Below are 24,603 nucleotides of genomic sequence, written 5' to 3'. Positions count from 1 at the left end.
CAAAGTCCGCCACGCCAGCGGGGAGACGAAATGACCAACGGCCAACCGACCGTTCTGATCGTTGATGACACGCCCGAGAACCTGAGCATTCTCGGCGAATTACTGCAACCCACCTACCGGGTGCGCGCTGCCAATTCCGGCCGGCGCGCGCTGCAGATTGCGCACAGCCACCCAACACCAGATCTCATCCTGCTCGACGTCATGATGCCAGATATGGACGGTTACGGCGTCATCGCCGCCTTGCGCGCCGATCCGCTGACCAGCCAGATCCCGGTCATCTTCGTCACCGCCATGGACGCCACCGAAGACGAGGAGCACGGCCTCGACTGCGGCGCCGTCGACTACATCACCAAACCGCTGCGCCCGGCCATCGTCCTTGCCCGCGTCCGTACCCAACTCGAACTGAAACGCGCCCGCGACTTCCTGAGCGACCAGAACAGCTACCTCGAAGCCGAAGTCGCCCATCGCATGGGCGAAAACCAGCTGATCCAGCAAGTCAGCATTCATGCGCTCGCCCGCCTCGCCGAAACGCGCGATCCGGAAACCGGCAATCACCTGCGCCGCACCCAGCAATACGTCCGCACCCTGGCCCAGGCCCTGGCCGACCATCCGCGCTTTGCGGCCTTTCTCGATCCGCGCACCATCGATGCCCTGGCCCAGTCGGCGCCGCTGCACGACATCGGCAAGGTCGGCATTCCCGATCACGTACTGCTCAAGCCCGGCAAACTGACGCCGGAAGAGTGGGAAATCATGAAAACCCACGCCAAACTGGGCAGCGACGCTATCGAACTGGCCGAACGCGATGCCGAAAAGCCGGTAGAATTTCTCGCCATCGCCAAGCAGATCGCGCATTACCATCACGAGAAATGGGATGGCAGCGGTTACCCGGAAGGCCTGCGCGGTGACGCGATCCCGATTGCCGCCCGCCTGATGGCACTGGCCGACGTTTTCGACGCACTGATCTGCAAACGGGTCTACAAGCCGCCTTTCCCGCTCGAACAGGCACATGCGATGATCGTCGAAGGCAGCGGTTCGCATTTTGACCCGGATATTGTCCAGGCCTTTACCAGTCAGTTTGCGACCTTCAAGGCGATCGCCGACGCTTACAGCGATTGATCGCGCGCCAAGGCCGAAGCAAGAAGGCAGACGCATGAATATGCAGCAACAAGAAAACGGGAGCGTCAGCCGGGCCATTGCGCTGATCGTGCTCCCTTACATCGCGTTTTCGGTACTGTGGATTCTCGTATCCGACCGCTTGGCCAGTCTCTTTTTCCCGGACCCGGCCGAACTGGCTCTGGTCAGCATCCTGAAGGGCTGGTTTTTCGTCGGCATCACCGCGCTCCTCCTCGTCGCATTGCTGCGCCGACTACTTGGCCAGATCAACGAAAAACAGAAACGCGAACATCAGGCGCAAGAGCTTGCCCTGGCTGCGGCCCAGCGCATCTCCGAAGAACATGGTCAACTAAGGACTCTGCTCGACACCCTGCCCGACCTGGTCTGGCTGAAAGACCCGGAGGGTGTGTACTTGAGTTGCAACCGGCGTTTCGAGAAATTTTTCGGCGCCAAGGAAGCCGACATCCTGGGCAAGACCGACTTCGATTTTATCGACCACGATCTGGCCCGCTTTTTCCGCGCCAACGACCAGGCCGCGTTGCTCGCCGATGCACCACGCAGCAACGAGGAATGGGTCACGTTTGCCGACGATGGGCATCGCGAAATGCTCAACACCATCAAGGCCCCCATGCGCGACACCGGCGGCAAGCTGATTGGTGTACTCGGCATTGGACGCAACGTTTCGCCACTGCACGAGTTGCAGGAACGTTTTCAAGTCGCTTTCGATGCCAGCCCGATTGCCATCACCATCACCACATTCGAAGCAGGCATCTTCCTCGATGCCAATCCGCGCTTCTGCACAACCACCGGCTGGGAACGCGAAGAACTGATCGAGCAAAGCACGCTGGACAGCAAACTCTGGCCGAATCCCGAAAGCCGCAACATCTGGCGGCAACGACTGGTTGCCGGAAAACGCCTGCGCGACTTCCGGGCAAAATGGCACAAACGCAATGGTGAACCGATAGAAGTCAGCCTGTCGGCTGAAATCATCACCTTGCATGGCGAAGCCTATGTCCTCTCCTTCATCGTCGATGTATCGGAACGCGAGCAGGCGCAAACCGAAATTTCCCAGTTGCAGGAACGCCTCGCCACTGCTTTCCGGGCAGCCCCGGTTGCCGCCTGCATCACCCGCCTGTGCGATGGCAAGCTGGTCGATGCCAACGACCGCCTGCTCAAGGAGTATCGCTGGACGCGCGCCGATCTGATCGGCAAGACAACGCTGGAAGCCGGTCTCTGGGGTAACGAGAGCGACCGCCAGAAATTTGTCGAAGTCATCCGCCGCGATGGCCGCATCAACGACTTTGAAAGCATCGGCGTGGCCTCCGATGGCGGGCGACGCATCACCAGCATGTCGGCCGAAACCGTGCAGATGGATGGCGAACCGCATCTGGTCGTCTTCATCGACGACATTTCGGAGCAACGCCAGGCTGCGGCCGAACTGGAAAAGCATCGCCACCATCTGGAAGAGCTGGTCCAGGCCCGCACCGCAGAACTGGCGGCCGCCAAGGAAGTGGCTGAAGAAGCAAACCGCGCCAAGAGCACCTTCCTGGCCAACATGAGCCATGAAATCCGTACGCCGATGAACGCCATCATCGGCCTCACCCACCTCGTCGAGCGCAACACCGAAGAACCGGCGCAACTTGAACGCCTGAGCAAGGTAAGCAGTGCCGCCCGTCACCTGCTGGCGATCATCAACCAGATTCTCGACATCTCGAAAATCGAAGCCGGCAAGCTGGAACTGGTCCCCGTCGACTTCTCGCTAAGCCGCCTGCTCGACAACACAACTGCCCTGCTGATCGACCGGATCCGCTCACGCGGTCTCGAATTCCATAGCGAAATCGATCCTGCCCTGCATCCCATTGTCAATGGCGACTCCCTGCGCATCGGCCAGATTTTGCTCAACTTCCTGTCCAATTCGGTCAAATTCACCGAGCATGGTTCGATCACGGTGAGCGTGACCCTGCAGAGCGAAACATCGGCCGGGAAAATGGTCCGTTTTACTGTCAGCGACACCGGCATCGGCATTCCGCAGGATCAGCAGGCACGCATTTTCGACGTTTTCGAACAGGCCGACACCTCGACCACCCGGCGTTTTGGCGGCACCGGCCTCGGCCTGGCCATTGCCCGTCGCCTGGCCCAGTTGATGGGCGGCGAAACCGGCCTGAGCAGCACTCCCGGCGTCGGCAGTACCTTCTGGTTCACCGCCTGCCTGCAGTCCGCCACACAGCCTGGCGGCACCGACCATGGGTTTGCGCCGGCCGGCAATGCCGAATCCCTGCTCGCGGCACGCCACGGCCGGAACTGCATCCTGCTTGCCGAAGACAATCTGATCAACCAGGAGGTCGCCCTCGATTTGCTGCACGCGGTGGGCTTGCAGGCCGACGTAGCGGTCAACGGCAAAAAAGCGGTCGAAATGGCCAGCAAGAAGGACTACGACCTGATCCTGATGGATGTCCAGATGCCGATCATGGACGGCCTCACCGCCAGCAGTGCCATCCGTCAGGCAGAAGCGGCGACCGGCCGCAGGGTACCGATCCTCGCCATGACCGCCAATGCCTTCAGCGAAGATCGCAGGCGCTGCCTTGAGGCCGGCATGAACGACCATGTCGCCAAACCGGTGGATCCGCAGGATCTCTACGCCGCCCTGATCAAATGGCTGCCCGCTCAAGCCGCCCCGCTCGACAAGCTGCCGCCCCCCGAACGCCCAGTACAAGCTGCCTCGACGCCCGACTTGACCGATATGCTGACCACTATCGCCGGCCTTGATACCGTGATCGGGCTCAATGCCGTACGCGGCCGCAAGGCCAGCTATTTACGCCTGCTGGCGACTTTCGTGCGCAGCCATGCCGATGTTCCGGCTGAGATATCGCACCAACTCGCTGCCGGCCTGCTCGAAGAGGCCACCCGTTCCGCGCACACATTGAAGGGTGCCGCCGGCACCCTGGGCATCGTAGCCATCCAGCATGCAGCCGCACAACTGGAGGCCGCCCTGCATGCCGGCAAGCCTGCCGGAGAAATCGAACAACTGCTGCAACAGCTCGACAGCGAGCATCAACGCATGATTCCGTTGCTGGCCGAAGCACTGGCCAGCCAACCCGCCAACGCGTCGAGGGAAGCATGAAAGCAGGCGCATTCGCCAGCCTCGCCGATGTCATGACTCGCGTCGTGCGCAGCATTGCGCCGCGGCAGGAACTACGCGAAGCTGCCCGCCTGATGGCGGAGGCCAGAATATCCAGCATGCTGGTGGAAGTCGCAGGCAAACCGGTGGGCATCATTACCGAAACCGACATCGTTCATGCCCTGAAGGCACGTCGCCCGCTCGACACGCCCATCGAAGCCATCATGTCCCGTCCGCTGCTCACCAGCGACAGCGAGATGAATCTTTTTGCTGCACGCCAACAAGCACTGCAGCACCAGATCCGGCATCTGGTCATTGTTTCCGCCAGCGGCCACACGCTTGGTCTGGTCAGCGACACGGATTTCCGCATCCATATCGGCGCCGACATCTTCCGCCATCTGCGCACCCTCGACAGCCTGATGGCACGCGACATTCCGCGCCTCGGGCCAGAGGCTACGCTTGAGCACGCAATCCAGCGCATGGTCGACGGCGACTCCGACTACGTCATCATTACCGATCAGGACGATCGCCCGCTCGGCATCATTACCGAACGCGACATCCCCCGCCTGGTCAGGGATTTTGAGAATTTCGCAGAGACCCGGGTTGACCGGGTCATGAGTTCGCCGGTACTTGGCCTCAAGGTCGAACAATCGGTCAGCGCCGCACTCGAACAGATGACCGAGCACCACATGCGGCACATGGTCGTCTTCGACCAGCATGCGCGTATTGTCGGCGTCGTCAGCCAGCGGCGGCTTTTCGAGCATCTCGCCGCGCATCACCTGGAGGATGCACTCGAGAAGGCACACCGCGAACGCGACCGGCTGCGCCTCGAAGCCCACCTGCAAATGGCACTCGATGCCGCCGGTGCCGGCAGTTGGGAGTTTGATCATGAGAGTGGCAAGCATTTCTTCAGTGAAGGTGCGCTGCAGTTGATCGAGTGCACGGCCGACAATGCACCATACAGCCAGGACGAATGGTTTGGCCGGATCCACCCGGAAGACCTGGCGGCACTACGGGCAACGGTCGACGCCGTGCGACAAGGCAAAATCAGTGTCTACCGCAGCGAATACCGTATCCGGAGCCAGACCGGCATCTGGCGGTGGATCGAAGACCGGGGCTGTGTCATCGAGCACATGGAAGATGGCCGCCCCAAGCTGACCACCGGCATCCTGACCGATATCAGCGAGCGACGCCGGGCCACTGCCGCGCTCAACCGGCAGAACCGCGCCCTGCGCCTGATGAGCGGCATTGCCCAGGCCCTGATCCGGCATGACGATGAACTCCAGATGCTCAACGAGATCTGCAGTACGGCCGTCGAAATCGGGGGCTACCGTTATGCCTGGATTGCCCAGGCCATTGACGACAGCGAAAAGCGGGTCATCCCGCTCGCCGAATCAGGCCTTGGGGCAGACTACCTGGCCTCGCTCAACATCAGCTGGGCTGACGTGCCCAATGGCCAGGGCCCAACCGGCCGCGCCATCCGCACCGGCGTACCGGTCATCATCCACGATGTACTGCATGCCCCGAGTTATTCGCTGTGGCGAAGCTTCGCGCGCGACTCCGGCTTCCAGTCATCGGCCTCCCTGCCCTTGCGCATCAACGGGCGAGTCATCGGCTCGCTCAATCTGTACGCAACCGAGCCGGATGCGTTCAGCGACGATGAAATCCCCTTGCTCTGCGATCTGGCCGGCGAAATTGGCATCGGCCTTGCCATGCAGCGCTCGCGCACCGCCCTGGCCCAGCGCGAAGCCAATCTGCAGCGGGCCGAACGCCTTGCCCGCCTGGGGCATTTCCAGTTCGACCCGAAACTCGACATCTGGACCGCCTCGCCGATGCTCGATGAAATTTTCGGGATCGATGCCGCTTTCGTCCGTTCCAAGCAAAGCTGGATCGAAATCGTCCATCCCGATGACCGGGAAAGCTTGATTGCCTACCAGCGCGCCCAGATTCGCGCCCAGAACCTGCATTTCGATGTCGAATACCGGATCGTCCGCCAGAATGACGGCATGGTTCGTCACGTGCATGGCGTCGGCCAGGTCAAACTTGATGAAAACGGTCGCCTGAGCCGGCTGTTTGGCACCATCCAGGACATCACCGAAGCGCATGCCATGCAGCAGAGCCTGCTCGAAAAGCAGGCCGCACTGCGCGAGGCCCAGAGCATCGCCAACCTCGGCAGCTGGACCCTCGACATGTTGCGCCACGATCTGCAGTGGAGCGATGAAACCTACAAGATCTTCGGGCTGACGAAAAATGGCCCGCTGGTTTTTGCCTCCTTCATCGACCGCATTCATCCCGACGATCGCGAACGCGTCATCGCCGACTGGCAAGCCGCGCTCCACGGCAGGATCTATGACACCGAACACCGGATCATCGTCAATCAGGCCATCCGCTGGGTACGCGAACGCGCCCATGTTCATTTCAATGCGGCAGGCGAAGCGGTATACGCGGTTGGCACGGTGCAGGATGTCACCGAACGGCGAGCCGCCGAAGAAGAGTTGCACAAACACTCGCTGGCCATTGAACAGAGCCCGCACAGCATCGTCATCACCAACACCTTCGGCGATGTCGAGTACGTCAACGATGCCTTTGTCCGCAACACCGGTTACAACCGCGAGGAAATCATCGGCTCCAACCCGCGTCTGCTCCACTCCGGTCAGACGCCGCAAAGCACCTACCAGGAGCTCTGGGATACCCTGGCCCGCGGCGAGATCTGGCGTGGCGAATTCGTCAACCGGCGCAAGGACGATACGGTCTACGAAGAATTTGCCATCATTTCTCCGGTTCGCCAGCCGGATGGTCACATCACCCATTACCTGGCGATCAAGGAAGACATCACCGAGAAGAAGCGGCTTGCCGCCGAACTCGAAAGCCACCGCGACCACCTCGAAGCGCTGGTTGAAGAACGCACGACCGAACTGATCAAGGCCCGGGACGATGCAGAAAAGGCGAGCCGGGCGAAGAGCGCCTTCCTGGCCAACATGAGCCATGAAATCCGTACGCCGATGAACGCCATCATCGGCCTGACCCACCTCAGCCAGCGCGCGACCAGCGAACCGGCCCAGCTTTCCCGCCTCAACAAGGTGGCCAATGCCGCGCAACACCTGCTTTCCATTATCAACGACGTTCTCGACTTCTCGAAAATCGAGGCCGGCAAGCTGAGTCTGGAAAACACCGATTTCTCGCTCGCCGATGTCTTCAAGACGGCCTGCTCGCTGATTGCCGAACGCGCCGAAAGCAAGCACCTGCCGGTCAACTGGGAAATCGACCCGAATTTGCCGTCCGGGCTGCATGGTGACCCGCTGCGCCTGCAGCAGATCCTGCTCAATTTCCTGTCCAATGCCGTCAAATTTACCGAACACGGCGAGATTCGCCTGCTTGCCCGGCTGATCCACGAAAACAACGATGGCCTGCTGCTCCGCTGTGAAGTCCGCGACAGCGGTATCGGCATCAGCCGCGAGGTCCAATCGCGGCTATTCCACCCCTTCGAGCAGGCCGACAGTTCGACAACCCGCCGCTTTGGCGGCACCGGCCTGGGCCTGGCGATCAGCAACCGCCTTGCCGAAGCGATGAATGGTGCGGTAGGCGTCAATAGCAGCCCGGGTGCCGGCAGCACATTCTGGTTTACTGCCCGTCTTGGCCGAGCCGGCCTGCCCGGCCTCGCCACGCCAACCCTGCCCACGCCCCGCGACAACGAGCGGGAAATCACCGAACGGCATGCCGGTGCGCGCGTCCTGCTGGCTGAAGACAACCCGATCAATGAAGAGGTCGCCACCGACTTGCTGAGCGGCGTCTGTCTCGACGTCGACATCGCCCGCACCGGTGCCGAGGCGCTTGCGATGGCAGCCGGCCAGCCGCCCTACAGCCTGATCCTGATGGACATGCAGATGCCGGTCATGGACGGACTGGAAGCGACCCGCCAGATTCGCCAGTTGCCGGGCTACGCCCAAGTTCCCATTCTTGCAATGACGGCCAACGCCTTCGACGACGACCGCGACCTTTGCCTCGCCGCCGGCATGAATGACCACATTGCCAAGCCGGTAGATCCCGAGGTGCTGTTCAGGGCACTCGTCCGCTGGCTGCCCGGCTCGGCAGGGCCTTTTGCTGAAGCTCCCCGGGCACCGGATGTAGCACCTCCGGCACCTCTCGATGAGGCTCAATTGCGTGCCGCGCTCGACGCCACGCCTGAGCTTGACGCCCTCTTCGGCCTGCAATCGGTACGCGGCCGCTTGCACAGCTACTGCCGCCTGCTCGGCAAATTCTGTGGCAACCACGCCGACGACTTCGCAAGCATTCGGCGCGAACTGGACAACGGCAACCAGAACGAAGCCCGACGCCTGGCCCACTCGCTGAAGGGAGCCGCCGGTACGCTGGGCGCGACGGTCGTGCGCCAGACGGCAGCCGATCTCGAAGCCGCAATCCGCGACCAGACAGGTGACATCGAAACCCTGATCGACCGCTGCGCGACGGCCTACCAGACACTCTGCGGCAACTTGCTGACACTCTTGCCGGCCCCGACTGCCATCGAAAGCGCCCCCGCAGCCCAGGCCAACACCTCGGCCAACAACAAAATATTGCGTGAACTTCGCCATCGCCTGAACGATGGCGATCTCAGTGCCCAGACCCTGCTCGCCGAGCAGGTACCGCTGCTGCACGAAGTGCTGGGCGAGGGTTATGCAGCTTTTGCAGCCGCGATCAGCAGTTTCGATTTTGAATCGGCACTGCTCCGGCTCGACTCCGCGGCCCCCCCCGCATCAGAAAAATAGCCCGTCATGCCCGAACCCAAGGCCATCTCGGAATTACCTCGCTGGTTCATACCCAGCCTGATACTCGTCTTCGTCTTGCAGATTGTTGGCGGGGCACTGCTCTACAAAACCGAGCACAAACAGATGCTGGAGAAAGCCGGTCAGCAACTGCTGGCTGTCGCCGAACTCAAGTCCCGACAAATCTCCGACTGGCGCCACGAACGGGTGGCGGATGGCCAGGTCATCAGCGAGGACCGGGAACTGGGCAGCCAGATCGACGGCTGGCTGAAGCGACCTGACGCCAGGACGGAACAGCAACTACGCGAGCGCTTCCAGTCATTGCTCAAGAACCACCACTACCACGACATCATGCTGCTCGACAGCGACAGCAATATCCGGCTGAACTTGACTGTTCACAAGACAAGCCGACCGGCCGACTTCGCTCTTTATCAGGAACTGGCCGCGAAATCCCGCCAGGCCGGCCTTACCGATTTTCACCGGGACCAGGGTAACGAACTGTTTCACATCTCGGTCATTGTCCCGCTGTTTGCCGACCGCGGCACCCGCTGGATCGGTTCGCTGGTCATGCAGATCGCCCCCGGCGACTTCCTTTTCCCAACCCTGCAATCCTGGCCGCTGGCCAGTCGCTCCGCGGAAACGCTCCTCGTCCGCCGTGATGAAGATCAGGTCCTGTTTCTCAATGAGCTGCACAAGCGCCCGGCCACAGCCTCGCAACTGCGCATTTCCTCGGAAAAGAAGGAGACACCGGCCGTGCGTGCGGTCTTCGACAAAGCGAGCGGCATCGTTGAAGGCCCCGACTATAGCGGCACACCCGTCATTGCCGCCCTCCAGTCGATACCGGACTCGTCCTGGCACATCGTCACCAAGATAGATCGCGAGGAAGCGCTCGCCGAATGGATGCTGGCCTCCCGTCTGATCATTGCCCTGTCCATCGGAGTGCTATTGGCGACAGCCAGCATTTTCGGCTTCATTTACCAGCAACGGGGAACCCGCCATTACCGTGGGCTGTTCGAAACGGAAAGTTCGACCCGGGCCGAGCAGGAGCGATTCCGCATCGCCTTCAACGCCAGTCCGATGGCAACCTCGATAGTCCGCACCGACAATGGCTGCTTTGTCGATGCCAATGACAACTATCGGCGTTACTTCGGCTGGAGCCGCGAGGAAATGCTCGGCAAGACGGGGATCGAACTCGGGCTGTGGATTGATCAGACCGCGCGTTCGGCATGGGTTGCAAAACTGCTCGAACAGGGTTCGGCGCTTAATCACGAAACACAGTGGCGTGACAAATCAGGAAAGCTGCGCGACATCCAGCTCTCTGCAGCGATCATCGATATCGACGGGATATCGCATATTCTCAGCTTTGCGTCCGATGTCACCGAACGCCGCCAGGCAGAAGCCGAACTGATGGAATACCGGCGCCGTCTGGAAGCCATGGTCAGCGAGCGAACCAGTCAGTTGGCCATGGCCAAGGAGTACGCCGAACGCGGCAGTCGTGCCAAGAGCGCCTTCCTGGCCAACATGAGCCATGAAATCCGCACCCCGCTCAATGCCGTGATCGGGCTGACCCACCTGATCCGGCGCGATGCCAGTGATCCGTTGCAGAAAGAACGGCTTAGCCGGGTCGAGGATTCGGCACAACACCTGCTCAACGTCATCAACGACATTCTCGACATCTCGAAGATCGAAGCCGAGAAACTCCAGCTTGAGGAAAGCGATTTCTCGATCTCGCGCCTGATCGGCGAAACGCTGGAAATGATCGAATATCGCAGCCACGACAAAGGGCTGGTGCTATACGCCGAGCTGTCGCCACATCTCCCGCCGGCCGTGCACGGCGACCCCAAGCGCCTGCAGCAGATCCTGCTCAATTTCCTGTCCAATGCAGTCAAGTTCACCGAGCATGGCCAGATCCGGGTGCATGCGGAAGTCGCCGAGCAAAGCAGCGAGCAGATACTGCTGCGTATCGAAGTCAGCGATACCGGCATCGGTATCGAACCCGGCATCCAGGAACGCCTGTTCCGCCCCTTTGAACAAGCCGATGACTCGACGACCCGGCGCTTTGGCGGCACCGGTCTCGGCCTCGCCATCAGTCGCCAGCTCGCCCGCCTGATGGGCGGCGATACCGGCATGCGCAGCCAGCCCGGCAAAGGCAGCACGTTCTGGATGACGGTTCGCCTGGGCATTGCCGCAACAACAATCGAAAGCAGGCAAGCGCCAGCGGTCGACGTCGATCTGGAGGCAGAAATCCGCAAGACCCGTCAGACTGCACACATCCTGCTGGTCGAAGACGACCCGCTCAGTCAGGAGGTCGCGCTCGAACTGCTGCGTCACGCCGGACTCGTTGCCGATCTCGCAGAGAATGGAAAGCAGGCCGTCGAGATGGCGGAAAAGACAGCCTACGACCTGATCCTGATGGACATGCAGATGCCGGTGCTGAATGGTCTGGAGGCCACCCGGCGTATTCTCGCCCTGCCGGAACGGGCTGCAACCCGGGTCGTCGCGATGACCGCGAATGCCTTCAGCGAAGACCGGGAGGCCTGCCTGGCCGTCGGCATGGTCGACCACATCGGCAAACCGGTCAATCCCGAAGTCCTCTACGCCAAACTCCTGCACTGGTTGCCGGCGGTCAGCACCCCGGCCCTGTTGCTGCAGCCGCCGGCCAACCTGATTGCAGAGAATATCGATCCCGGTGTCGCAGCGACGCTTGAACGCCTGGCTGCGCTACCCGGCCTGCACACTGCAGCCGGACTCCACGCGCTGAATGGCAAGGCAGAACGCTACATCAGTCTGCTGCGCAAATATCTTGAGCGTCATGCCGGCATCGCCGACGAAATCCGTGTCGCACTGGGCAGTGGTGACAACGCCACGGCTCGCCGCCTGGCCCATACCGAAAAAGGCGCCTCGGCAACCCTCGGGCTGGAAGGCATCCGTGCTGCAGCTGCCGCACTGGAACTCGCCATTCGCGAGAACCAGACGGAGCAACTCGCCACCCTGACCAATGAACTGGAAGCCGTCCACAGCCAATTGCGGGCAAGCGTACTCCGCGCAATCGTTGAAGAAAGGGTGGTGTTGGCTATCGACAGCAACAGCGATAGCGGACAGCTGATCGAGCAACTACGTGCACTGCTTGCAGAAGACAACATGAACAGCCTCAACCTGGCACAGCAGTCGGCCGGTATCCTGAGCGCACTGCTCGGCTCCGACTATCCGGACTTCCGCCGCCAGCTCGACAATTTCGATTTCCCGCAGGCGCTGCTCCTGCTGAAGAACCGGCTGGTCCTCAACGACAGCAGCAATTAGCCGGAACAAGCTTGCTCAAAGGCGGATAAGTGCCTTCACCTCGTTACCGCGACCACGGTACTCAAGCGTGTCAAAACTGATCATGCGTGACATGGCAATACCCCGGCCATGGGTATCAAAAGCCCGCTCCGGACTCATCTCGAGATAAGCCTGCCAGTCGAAACCGGCTCCCTGGTCACGGATGGTGAAAACGAGCTCACCAGCGGAGCGCTCGATTTCCAGTTCGGCATATTTCCCGTTGAATTCCGGCTGCTCCAGCAGACGGCTGATTTCTTCATGCAGGCAGCCGTCTTCGATGAGTTTCGACTTCTGGTCATAACCAATGGCAAGGTTGCCATGCTCGACGGCATTGAGCATCAGCTCCGACAAGCCCAGCGCAACACGTCCGGGATCGGGTGCGGCATGGGCAGCCAGAGCCGCCAGGTCACGCGCCTCTTCCGGCGTATTGAAGACAAAACGTGCCTGCACCAGACAGGAGAGCGTGCTGCTCTGGCGCTGCACCGCCTCGGCCAGCTCCTTGTGGCCACGGTAATCGCGGGTCGCCGCAGCGACGATCGCCAGCAGCGTGTCGGCGGAAAAAGGCTTGGTCAGGTAATAGTAGGCGCCGGCCTGCAGGCCTTCGAGCACATCGGCATCGGCGGTCATGCCGGTCTGCATGATGACCGGGACATGCATCATGTCCGGCCGCAGCTTGACCCGGCGCAGGATTTCGATGCCATCCATGTCGGGCATCATGCGATCGAGCAGGATCGCGTCAAAGCGCTCGGGATCGGCATCGATCAGGCGCCAGGCCGCCTCTCCCGAGTCCGCCTCGACGACCGCATAACCTTCTTCGCTCAAATTCTCGGCCAGCGTTTCCCGGCCAATCGGCTCATCATCAACGACCAGTATGCACGTCTGCGTCAAGGCAGTTCTCCCGGTTCTCGCTCCGCCGACCCAATCGACAGTGAATGAACGCTAGATTAGCGGATTTAGCACTTATGGTATATGTACCAAAGTTCAGTTTGGCTAAAAATTTACCTGAAAAAATCTTGCGGATCACTGCTCGCCAGCCAGGCAAGGACGCCTTCGCCGGCCACTCGCCCGCTGGCAAAACAGGCGGTCAGCAGATAGCCGCCGGTCGGCGCTTCCCAGTCGAGCATTTCCCCCGCCGCAAAGACGCCCGGCAAGCCGCGCAGCATCAGGCGCGCATCGAGGCCGGCAAAATCAATTCCGCCGGCACTGCTGATCGCTTCATCGATCGGGCGGCTTGCCTGCACCGGCAGGGGTAATGCCTTGATCGCCGCGGCCAGGCTGGCCGTATCGGTCAACGCCTCGGGCGGGCACAATTCGCGCAGCAAACCGGCCTTGACCCCATCCAGGCCAACCCGCCGGCGCAGATGATTGGCCAGGGAATCGCGCCCGCGCGGCCGTGCCAGATCGGCAGTCAGTCGCTGCAGCGTACGGCCGGGCGCCAGATCCAGCGTCAGCGCCGCCTTGCCGTCGCGTTCAAGGGTGTCGCGCAAGGGCGCCGACAGCGCATAAACCAGACCGCCTTCGATACCGCCCGCCGTGATGTTGAACTCGCCCTGCCGGCTCAACCCTGCAACGGAGGCGACCACCGGCTTGACCGGATGCCCGGCAAAGCGCTCACTGAAATGGCTGCTCCAGGCCACATCGAAACCGCAATTGGCCGGCTTCAGCGGCGAAACGGCAACGTCGCGTTCGCACAGCAAGGGCACCCAGGCGCCATCCGAGCCAAGCTTGGCCCAGCTGCCACCGCCCAGTGCCAGGACAACCGCATCGGCCGTGCATTCGAGCTCACCGGCCGGCGTTGCAAACCGCAATTTCCGGTCGGCCGTCCAGCCCAGCCAGCGATGCCGGACATGGAACTGCACGCCAAGCTCGCGCAGACGGTGCAGCCAGGCGCGCAACAGCGGCGCGGCCTTCATTTCGGTCGGAAAGACGCGATCGGAAGTACCGACAAAGGTCTGGATGCCCAGACCGTGGATCCAGTCGCGCAGCGCCGCCGGGCCAAAACGCGCCAGCCAGGCGCCAACTTCGCCATGGCGCTCGCCATAGCGGGAAATGAAAGCGGGCAGCGGTTCGGCATGCGTGATGTTCATGCCGCCCTTGCCCGCCATCAGGAACTTGCGCCCGAGCGAGGGCATGGCATCGAAAACCAGCACTTCCAGACGGTCGACCGTCCCGGCCGGGCAATTTTCAGAGGCGGCGGCAATCACCTCCGCCGCCATCAAGCCCGCCGGACCGCCACCGATGATGGCAATCCGTGGCATCAGGCTTTCCTGGCGTCGGCTTCCGGCGCTTTCGGCGTTTTTGCAGCGGACTTTTCAAGCAACTCCGGCGGCAGCTCTTCCTCGTCGAGCGGCGTCACCGTCACGGCGACTTCCGGTTCGGCCCCGCCGCCACCCAGGATGATGCCGCGCAGCGGCGAGATATCGCCGAAATCGCGGCCGATGGCGACCGTGATGTGCTCGGTATCCGGCAGCAGGTTGTTGGTCGGATCGAAATCGACCCAGTTGTCGCCGAAGCCCGGCGCATAGACCGAAACCCAGGCGTGCGAGGCATCGGCACCGATCAAACGCGGCTTGCCGGGCGGTGGCCGGGTCAGCAGGTAACCGCTGACATAGCGTGCCGACAGGCCGAGCGCACGCAGACAGGCAATCATCAGGTGAGCGAAGTCCTGGCAGACGCCGCGTTTCTTTTCGAGAACTTCCATGACCGGCGTCGACACCGTGGTCGCCTCCGGATCGAACTTGAACTCGCGGAAGATTTTCGCCATCAGCGCCTGGGCACCAACCAGCACCGGCGTTTCCGGCGGAAAACAGTCGGCGGCGTAATCAGCCAGCTCGTGCTTGATGCGGACGTGGGCACTTTCAAACAGGAAGCGCATCGCATCGAGATCCTCCGGCTTCGGTGCCGACGCATCGTAGGCCAGGCGTTCGCGCACGTCTTCCCAGGGCAGCGAGCTTTCCAGATCGACCGGCAGATGCGGCATGACTGCAACTGCCATCACCGAACTGATGCGCAGACTGTCATGCGGCGTATGGAAGGCCATCCAGGTCACCGGATTGCCGAAGGCATCCTGACCATCGCGGCGCCAGGTCGGCACCGGCTTGATCGTGATGCACTGTTCCTCGATCTGCTGCCAGGCAAGAATGCGCGGCGAAAGATGCAATTGCTGCTGCGACAGGGAAATGTTGCAACCGTAGTCGTAGGTCGTTTCGTGCAGTACGTGATAACGGACGGGAGTCTTGTCCATGCTCAGAGCGCCATCGTTTGCCGGCTGACGTCGCCGACATGGGTGAAGTAGCGCATGCCCAGCCAGTCCGACAGCTGCACGGCTGCGGCGTCGAGCTCGCGCAGCAGTTTGGCCAGTTCGGCACAGGGCGAATCGGGGCGGTTGCTATCCAGCTGCGCATGTTCGAGCTTGCTCATGTCGAAATCACGCAAACGGGCCAGCACATCGGGCAGCAGGCTGCCACTGTCCTCGCCCAGGTCACGTGCCATGCGGTCGAGATAGCGCGCCACGACGCCGCCCTGGAAGGCCACGCCGTGCGGATTGCTGTTGTCGAAGACGAGCAGGTCGAGCACCGGCAGCAGCTCGGGCAGACGCGAATAGCGCGAGCGATAGGTAATGATCGAATCGGTCAGTTCCAGCAGCCATTCGAGACTGCCCGGCCCGCGCGTCGACGCCATGGTCAGGAAATAGGCAATCGCCTGCGTCAGGAAAGAGAGGCGTTCCAGACGTCGACCGATGATCAGGAAGCGCCAGCCATCGTCGCGCGTCATGTTGTCCATCGCAAAACCGGTCAGCGACGACGAAACACCCAGCACGCGATCGAGGAAGGCAATCGCCTCGACCAGGGTCGGATGCATTTTCAGCGCGGCCTGCTGCTCGCGCTGCAGACGGTTCAGCGAGTGCCAGTGATCGAGCGACAGGCGATCGCGGACATGCGTCGCCGCCCACATCAGGCTGCGGATGTTGCCGGCCAGGCTGCCCGGCTGTTCCGGATCGTAGATCGCCTCGAGCAGGACATGCTCGCTGCCTTCCTTGATCTCGTTGTCCTCTTCCGGCTTGGGCAGGATGCCGATCAGCATCGCCATTTCCATCGCCGAAGTCAGCGCCGGCGTCTTTTCGCCGCCCGACTCCACCACCCGGCTCAAGGCGACCCGCAGCATGCGGGCACTGTCGTCGAAGCGCTCGGAGTAACGGCCCAGCCAGAACAGGTTCTCGACGACGCGCGAAGTCAGGTTGGCACCGGCCCGCACCAGGTCGCGCACCCCGACCGAAGGCTTCAACAGCGTGAATTCGCTGACCGGGCCATCGGTCAGCACCCAGGCATCCTTCGAGGCGCCGCCACGCTGCATCGAAATGATGCGGGCGTTGGCACCGGTCGCGACGCGCGCCAGGCCACCCGGCATCACCGAATAACCATCGGTTGACGACACCGCGTAGGCACGCAGGCCGACCGGACGGGCGAGCAGGCGCCGCTCGTGCGAACGGCTCCAGGTCGGCCCTTGCGACAGATCGACGATTTCCTGGGCGACATAGGCATGCGGCCGGGCTTCGATACGGCGCAGCATTTCCTCACGCGCCGCACCCTCCAGCTCATTGCCGAAAACCGGGTCCATGCGCTGCGTCGGGTAAGCCGGCTTGATCACCAGATCATCGAAATTTTTGCGGACATATTCAAGCGCCGGCTTTTCACCACACCACCAGGTCCCCACCGAGGGCATCGCAAGCTCTTCGCCGAGCAGCTTGCGACAGATTGCCGGCAGAAAGCCCATCAGCGCGCCGGACGACAGCAGGCCGCTGCCCAGCGCGTTGGCGATGGCAACGCGACCGGCGCGGGCGACATTGAGCAGGCCGGGCACACCGAGTGCCGAATCGCCGCGCAGTTCGAGCGGATCGCAATAGTCATCATCCTGCCGGCGCAGGATGACATGCACCCGCTTCAGGCCGCGCAGGGTCTTCAGATACACGGTATCGCCGCGCACCGTCAGATCCTGCCCCTCGACCAGCGGAAAGCCGAGATAACGCGCGAGATAGGCGTGCTCGAAATAGGTTTCGTTGTACGGCCCCGGGGTCAGCAGCACGATATGCGGCTGCTCGCCGGCGTCGACCGGTGCGATGGCGGCCAAGCCGTCCTGCTGGTCACGGAAGAAATCGGCGAGATGCTGCACATGCAGGTCGCTGAACATTTCCGGGAAGACGCGCGACACGATCAACCGGTTTTCCAGCGCATAGCCGGCCCCGGAAGGCGCCTGCGTACGGTCGGCAATGACCCACCAGCGGCCATCCGGCGAACGGGCGAGATCGACTGCGTACTGATGCAGCCAGACACCGCCGGCCGGCTTGACCCCCTGACAGGGCCACAGGTAGCCATGCTGGCCATAGACCAGAGCCGGCGGCAGCAGACCTTCGGCAAGCAGCTTCTGCTCGCCGTAGAGATCGGCCAGGATGGCATTGAGCAGGGTCGCCCGCTGCGCGACGGCAGCCGAGACCTCGGCCCATTCCTCGGGCGAGATGATCAGCGGCAGCGGATCAAGCGCCCACGGCCGGTCGGCACCGTTGGGATCGGCGTAAACGTTGTAGGTGACCCCGTTTTCCTGGATCCGTCGGTCGACGAAATCGAGGCGACGATGCATTTCGTCGGGCGCCACCGCGTCGAGATGAATAAAAAACTGCCGCCAGTGCGGACGGACAGCGCCGTCGGCATCAAGCATTTCATCGTAGCGGCGTGCGCTGTGGGGGTAGATTGCGAGGAGTGTGCGGGCCATTCAGCCAGTCAAGCAATACGGGCGGGCCGTTTCCGGCCCTTTTTGTGCGGCCCGAAAGCCGCAACCCGCATCTGGAAGGGTTAGGAACGGCGCAAGTCTAGCGTAAACGGGTGCTCCGCGCTGATCTGCGGCGCCCCGACCGACATCTTGCCCGGCGTATGACCGAAGCGGAAGAAGCGCGCCAGACGGCGACTTTCGGCTTCAAAGGCATTGACCGGGAAGGTATCGAAACTGCGCCCGCCCGGATGCGTCACGTGATACTGACAACCGCCCAGCGAACGCTGCATCCAGGTATCGACCAGGTCGAAGACCAGCGGTGCATGCACACCGATCGTCGGATGCAGGCAGGAAGCCGGCTGCCAGGCACGATAGCGCACGCCGGCGACAAACTCGCCGTTGATGCCGGTGTTCTGCAGCGGCACCGGCACGCCGTTGCAAGTCAGCACATAACGATCCGGTGCCATGCCCCTGACCTTGACTTGGACGCGCTCGATCGACGAATCGACGTAACGCACCGTGGTCCCGGCGCCGCCCTCCTCGCCCATGACATGCCAGGGTTCGAGCGCGTGGCGCAATTCGAACTCGATGCCCTTGACGGCGAAATCGCCGTATTTCGGGAAGCGGAATTCGAAATGCGGCGCGAACCATTCCGCCTTGAACGGGTAGCCGGCCTCGGCCATTTCCTGCATGACATCCTTGAAGTCCTGCTCGGCGTAGAAAGGCAGCATGAAGCGGTCGTGCAGCTCGGTGCCCCAGCGCGCCAGGCGAGCCGGCTCGTAGGGCTGTTCCCAGAAGCGCGCAATCATGGCCCGGAGCAGCAGTTGCTGGGCCAGCGACATGCGGGCGTGCGGCGGCATTTCGAAGGCGCGCAGTTCGAGCAGGCCGAGGCGGCCGGTCGGGCCGTCCGGCGAGTAGAGCTTGTCGATGCAGAACTCGGAACGGTGCGTATTGCCGGTGACGTCGGTAAGCAGGTTGCGCAGGATACGGTCGACCAGCCAGGGCGGTACATTTCCGCCCGGCTGCGGGATCTGCTTGAAGGCGATTTCCAGTTCGTACAGCGAGTCGTTGCGCGCTTCATCAACGCGCGGCGCCTGGCTGGTCGGGCCGATGAACAGGCCGGAGAACAGGTAGGACAGGCTCGGATGATTGTGCCAGTAGGCGATCAGGCTCTTGAGCAGGTCCGGCCGGCGCAGGAAGGGCGAATCGTTCGGCGTCGCGCCGCCGAGCACGAAGTGATTGCCACCGCCGGTGCCGGTATGACGGCCGTCGACCATGAACTTCTCGGTGGTCAGGCGGGTCAGGTGCGCCGCATCGTAAAGATGGGTGGTCTGCTCGACCAGCTGATCCCAGCTCTTGGCCGGATGGATATTGACTTCGATGACGCCAGGGTCGGGCGTGACGCGGAAATGCGTCAGGCGCGGATCAGAGGGCGGCTCGTAGCCTTCCATGATCACCGGCAAATTCATTTCCTCAGCGGTCGACTCGACGGCAGCAACGATTTCCAGGTAATCGTCGAGCTTCTCGGTCGGCGGCATGAAGATGTAGAGCTTGCCGTCGCGCGGCTCGGCGCACATTGCCAGGCGCGTGATCCAGGCAGCGGATTCCTTGAAGCCGGGACGGGTGTCGCTCGGCTTTTCCCAGGCGCGGCCCTTGCCATGCACTTCGGCAAAGCCGGCAGCAGAGCCGCTGCGTCTGTCCTGCATCTGCGGCCCGCGCGCTGCACGCGCCGCATTGACGCGCTCGCGCAGTTCGGCGTGCGTTGCCAGCGGATCGGTCGCCATCTCGGCATCCGGCACATTGACGTAGGGATAATCGCTCTGCGCCGTCCACGGCTGCGAATCGATCGGCAGGCGGTAACCCATGGCCGAATCGCCGGGGAACAGGTAGCAGCGCTCGGCACGCAGGAACCACGGCCCGGTCTGCCACTGGTCGGCGAGGTTTTTCATGATCGGCAGCGTGTAGCCGATGGTGTGCGTCATGCCCTGGGTGAATACCTTCATCAGGCGTTCGCGCTCCAGCGCGTCGTCCACGCGCGAGTCGAAGGGATCGACATTGCCCGGCAGGCGGCGCTCGCGCCACATGTAGTAATAGACGTCCTCGAAGGCCGGGAAGACATGCTCGCCGGTGACGCCGAGGCGCTCGGCAACGCGACGCAGGAAGTGGCCGGCCTGCTCGGCGGTGACGCCGTAATTGATACTTTCATTGGCATACAACGCCGGCGAATTCCAGATCGGCTCGCCATCCTTGCGCCAGAAACAGTTCAGCGACCAGCGCGGCAATTGCTCGCCGGGATACCACTTGCCCTGACCGAAATGCATCAGGCCATTCGGCGCATATTTTTCACGCAAACGGTGGAACAGGTCGGCGGCAAACAGGCGCTTCGTCGGGCCGAGGGCGGCGGTATTCCATTCGGCACCGTCCGGATCGTCGACCGCGACGAAGGTCGGCTCGCCGCCCTGGGTCAGGCGAACGTCGAGACTTTGCAGTGTACCGTCGATCTTGTGACCGAGGCTTTCGATCTCCAGCCACTGCTCGTCGCTGTAAGGCTTGGTGACGCGCGGTGCTTCCCAGAAGCGGGAAACCCCCATGTGGTGACTGAATTCGGTTTCGCACTTGTCGATACCGCCGCTGATCGGCGCCGCCGACGAGGGTTCCGGCGTGCAGGCGAGCGGGATATGGCCTTCGCCGGCAAACAGGCCGGAGGTCGGATCGAGGCCGATCCAGCCGGCGCCCGGCAAATAGACTTCGGTCCACGCGTGCAGATCGGTAAAATCCTTTTCCGGACCGGACGGGCCATCCAGCGACTTGACGTCAGCGGTCAACTGGATCAGGTAGCCGGAAACGAAACGTGCCGCCAGACCAAGGTGACGCAACACCTGCACCAGCAGCCAGGCGGAGTCGCGGCAGGAGCCGGAACGCTTGGTCAGCGTTTCCTCCGGCGTCTGGACGCCGGGTTCCATGCGGATGGTGTAGCCGATGTCGCGCTGGACCTGGGCATTGATCGCGACCAGGAAATCGACGCTGCGCAGCGGCTCGCGCGAAATGCCGGCCACGTACTTGTCGAACTCGGGGCCGTAATTGACCTTGTAGAGGTAAGGCGCCAGTTCGTGGCGCTCACCGGCCTCGTAGGCAAAGGGAATCTTCTCGGCGTGCGGCTCGAGGAAGAAGTCGAAGGGATTGATCACCGACATCTCGGCGACCAGATCGACCTCGACACGGAACTCGCGGGTCTTTTCCGGGAAGACCAGGCGGGCCAGGTAATTGCCCTGCGGATCCTGCTGCCAGTTGATGAAGTGCTTTTCCGGCCCGACCTTCAGCGAGTACGAAAGAATGCGCGTCCGCGAATGCGGGCAGGGGCGCAGGCGGATGACCTGCGGCCCGAGATTGATCAGGCGATCGTAGGAGTAATGAGTGACGTGATTTAGTGCGACATGAATGGACACTGGCTTGCTCCGGGCAGATAGACTGACAGCTTAAAAGCAAGACATGAACCAGCTTGTAAGCCATTGATTATTGGCAACGCGCCGACCCAGAGGCACCAAGCCAAGGCCTGCTTCAGCATGGTGCGCACCAGGCCGGTGCGCACCTCTTGTCGCATTATTTTACTTGCACCAATGCGTCAGCCAGATGACGCAGCGTGCGCTCGATGTTGTGCAACTTGTCGAGGCCGAACAGGCCGACCCGGAACGTCCGGTAATCGGCCGGCTCGTCGCATTGCAGCGGTACGCCTGCCGCCGTCTGCAGACCGAGACCGATGAACTTCTTGCCGGTCTGGATATCGGGATCGGTCGTGTAGCTGACCACCACGCCCGGCGCGCCAAAGCCCTCGGCCGCGACGCTGGGGAAACCCTGGCTGGCAAGCAGCGCCCGCACCTGATCGCCCAGCGCCTGCTGCTCGTCCATGATGCGATCGAAACCGTAGGCTTCCATTTCGAGCATCACTTCATGCAGGCGCGCGATGCCGTCGGTCGGCATCGTTGCGTGATAGGCGTGCGCGCCGCCCTCGTAGGTTTCCATGATCTGCAGCCACTTCTTCAGGTCGCAGGCAAAACTGGTGCTGGTCGTCGTCTCGATCGCCGTCCGCGCCCGCTCGCCCAGCATCACCAGCGCGCAGCACGGTGAAGCGCTCCAGCCCTTCTGCGGCGCGCTGATCAGCACATCGACGCCACTCGCCTGCATATCGACCCAGATCGCGCCGGAAGCGATGCAGTCAAGCACGAACAAGCCACCCACGGCGTGCACGGCTTCGGCTACCGCCTGGATGTACGCAGTCGGCAGGATGATGCCGGATGCCGTCTCGACATGCGGCGCGAAAACCACGGCCGGCTTTTCGCGCAAAATGGCCGCCACCACGACGTCGACCGCTGGCGGCGCAAACGGCGCCTGGCTCCCCTCGCCCTGGCGCTGCGCCTTGAGCACGACAGCCTCGGACGGAATCCGGCCCATCTCGAAAATCTGCGTCCAGCGGAAGCTGAACCAGCCGTTGCGAATCACCAGCACCTTTTTGTCGGTCGCAAACTGCCGCGCCACCGCCTCCATCCCGAAAGTGCCGCTGCCCGGCACGATGGCTACCGAATGCGCGCCATAGACCTGCTTGAGTATCCGCGACACATCGCGCATCGTGCCCTGGAAGGATTGCGACATGTGATTCAGGGCGCGGTCGGTATAGACCACGGAATATTCGAGCAGGCCGTCGGGGTCGACGGCGGGCAGCAGACGGGACATGGGGTGGCTCCTGAGGGTGTTTTTGTTGATCCGGGAGGATAACGCCGAAGGGGGCTTTCGGGCTATTCCGGTTGGCGGCAAATTGAGTTCTGGTTTGATTGGCGGCTGGTTTCCGCTCGGCGGGGTGTCCGTCTCGCTTACGGAAAATGCTGCTCTTGTTTGGCGTGGGGGTTCCGCCTTGCGGGCGGGCGTACTTTCTTTTGCTTCGCCAAAAGAAAGTAGCCAAAGAAAAGGCGCCCCCAGGTTACGCGGTCGGCTACGCCGACTCCCCTGCGCTACTCGAAGGACCGGGCGGCTGCGGAACTCGGCCCTACGGGCCTCAAACAGTCCTCGCCGAAGGCCCCCGGCCCTTCTCCGTTGCTCGGCGCTCCACATGGGGACCCGGAAAAGCGTCTCGGAACGACGGCTCTGCCCAAGAACAGAAAATGCCGCTTTTTAACGGTCGACCGCTGGGAAAAGCCCAAAACCATCTCCACTAGTTCGGCGGCGACGCCTTTCGGGTCCCCCTGAGAGGCGCTGAGCAACGCAGGCTGGCCGGGGGTTTCGGCTTGCGTCTGTCTGAGCCGCAGGCGAGTTTAGCAAGCCGCCCGGACAACCGAGTAGCGCAAGGGACCCGCGCAGCGGGCGCCGACCCGGGGGTCGCCTTTTCTTTGGCTACTTTCTTTTGGCGAAGCAAAAGAAAGTACGCCCGCCCGCAAGGCGGAACCATCACGCCAAACAAAAACAACATCATCCGTAAGCGAGACAGACGCCTCACAAGGCGAAACAAAGCCGCCAAAAAACGAAACACCCAATTACAGAGGACACGCCAGCCACGACCCGAAACCGGATCGTGGCCGGAGAAAAACCAACCTTAAGCCGCCTCCGCCATCGGCGCCAAAAAGTCCTTGCTGATCCCATCCCCCAGCATATAGATGTGATCCATGAAGTCAGTCAGCCACTCATGCAAACCCTGCTCGAGAATATCCTCGACCCGCGCGTAATGCAGCTTGGCATGCAGCAAACCCGCCTGGCGCTGGGTTTCGCCGGAATGGCTGTTGGCGATCAGATCGAGATTCTTGACCACGCCATTCATGCAGAAATGCAGCGAACGCGGCATATCGTCACGCAGGATCAGCAACTCGGCAACCCGTTCCGGCGTAATGGCATCACGGTAAACCTTGCGGTAGACCTCGAAAGCCGAAACCGAACGCAGCAAGGCGCCCCACTGGTAGAAATCAGTCGCGCCTTCGTCGCCCTGCGGGCGCAGGACGTGATATTTGACGTCAAGAATGCGCGCCGTATTGTCGGCCCGCTCCAACAGCGTGCCAAGGCGGATGAAGTGGTAAGCCTTGTCCTGCAGCAGCGTACCCAGCGTCGTGCCACGCGACAGCGAGGAGCGCATCTTGACCCACTCGAAAAACTCGCCGATCCCAGCGTTCAGGAGTTGCTCGAAGCTCTTTTCCCGCGCTTCCAGCCAGGTCGAATTCAGGGTTTCCCACATTTCCGTGGTGATCGTGCCACGCACGGCATGGGCATTTTCACGCGCCATGCGCAGGCAACTGTGGATGGAGGCGAAATTATCGGCATCGCTGACCATGAAACGCAGGACGTTTTCAGCGGTGATTTCCGAATACTTCTTGGCATAGGCCACCTCAAGGCTGTTCAGGGCAATGATGGCATTCCAGTTCTGGTTGGCGGCATCAAGCGATTGCGGCACCAGGGACATCTGCCAGGTAACGTCGAGCAGACGGGCGAGATTTTCGGCCCGCTCGATGTAGCGGGACATCCAGAAAAGGTGATCGGCAGTACGACTCAGCATGA

General features: G+C 62.1%; 11 protein-coding genes. 4 read left to right on the top strand and 7 right to left on the bottom strand.

Going from position 1 to position 24,603, the window contains the following annotated elements:
* Window positions 1-30 precede the first annotated feature (30 nt).
* The 4 genes from KIG99_RS16465 to KIG99_RS16450 are packed head-to-tail and all read left to right on the top strand — an operon-like array spanning window position 31 to window position 12,291.
* A complete protein-coding gene (locus KIG99_RS16465; protein WP_226461128.1) occupies window positions 31-1,116 on the top strand; it encodes a response regulator in 1,086 nt (361 codons plus the stop codon).
* A 34-nt stretch (window positions 1,117-1,150) separates the two neighbouring features.
* A complete protein-coding gene (locus KIG99_RS16460; protein ID WP_226461127.1) occupies window positions 1,151-4,234 on the top strand; it encodes a PAS domain S-box protein in 3,084 nt (1,027 codons plus the stop codon).
* Window positions 4,231-8,994: a PAS domain-containing protein gene (locus tag KIG99_RS16455; RefSeq protein ID WP_226461126.1), complete on the top strand. Its 4,764-nt coding sequence runs from the start codon at window positions 4,231-4,233 to the stop codon at window positions 8,992-8,994. The genes KIG99_RS16460 and KIG99_RS16455 overlap by 4 nt, the downstream gene beginning before the upstream one ends.
* A 6-nt stretch (window positions 8,995-9,000) precedes the next feature.
* A complete protein-coding gene (locus KIG99_RS16450; protein WP_226461125.1) occupies window positions 9,001-12,291 on the top strand; it encodes an ATP-binding protein in 3,291 nt (1,096 codons plus the stop codon).
* A gap of 15 nt (window positions 12,292-12,306) precedes the next feature.
* Here the strand turns inward: KIG99_RS16450 and KIG99_RS16445 are convergent, their stop codons facing one another.
* The 7 genes from KIG99_RS16445 to KIG99_RS16415 form a co-directional block, all read right to left on the bottom strand.
* On the bottom strand, window positions 12,307-13,197 hold the full coding sequence (locus tag KIG99_RS16445) for a response regulator (RefSeq protein WP_226461124.1): 891 nt from the start codon (window positions 13,195-13,197) through the stop codon (window positions 12,307-12,309).
* A 110-nt stretch (window positions 13,198-13,307) separates the two neighbouring features.
* Window positions 13,308-14,567: a TIGR03862 family flavoprotein gene (locus KIG99_RS16440; RefSeq protein WP_226461123.1), complete on the bottom strand. Its 1,260-nt coding sequence runs from the start codon at window positions 14,565-14,567 to the stop codon at window positions 13,308-13,310.
* Window positions 14,567-15,553 (bottom strand): transglutaminase family protein, encoded by a 987-nt coding sequence (locus KIG99_RS16435; protein ID WP_226461122.1) that lies wholly within the window; start codon window positions 15,551-15,553, stop codon window positions 14,567-14,569. The genes KIG99_RS16440 and KIG99_RS16435 overlap by 1 nt, the downstream gene beginning before the upstream one ends.
* 2 nt (window positions 15,554-15,555) lie before the next feature.
* Window positions 15,556-18,075, bottom strand: a complete 2,520-nt coding sequence (locus KIG99_RS16430) for a circularly permuted type 2 ATP-grasp protein (protein ID WP_226461121.1) — start codon at window positions 18,073-18,075, stop codon at window positions 15,556-15,558.
* An 80-nt stretch (window positions 18,076-18,155) separates the two neighbouring features.
* Window positions 18,156-21,518 carry a transglutaminase family protein gene (locus tag KIG99_RS16425; protein ID WP_226461120.1) on the bottom strand — a complete coding sequence of 1,121 codons (3,363 nt, stop codon included), beginning with the start codon at window positions 21,516-21,518 and terminating at the stop codon, window positions 18,156-18,158.
* A 154-nt stretch (window positions 21,519-21,672) separates the two neighbouring features.
* Window positions 21,673-22,800, bottom strand: coding sequence for an aminotransferase class V-fold PLP-dependent enzyme (locus KIG99_RS16420; protein ID WP_226461119.1), 1,128 nt, complete (start codon window positions 22,798-22,800; stop codon window positions 21,673-21,675).
* Window positions 22,801-23,653: 853 nt separating this feature from the next.
* Window positions 23,654-24,601: an alpha-E domain-containing protein gene (locus KIG99_RS16415; protein WP_226461118.1), complete on the bottom strand. Its 948-nt coding sequence runs from the start codon at window positions 24,599-24,601 to the stop codon at window positions 23,654-23,656.
* Window positions 24,602-24,603: the final 2 nt, after the last annotated feature.

Origin of the sequence: Quatrionicoccus australiensis (assembly GCF_020510425.1) — a bacterium.
Lineage (GTDB): Bacteria > Pseudomonadota > Gammaproteobacteria > Burkholderiales > Rhodocyclaceae > Azonexus > Azonexus australiensis_A.
Note: the sequence above shows the minus strand (reverse complement) of the source record. Positions and strands in the feature narration are given on the sequence as shown.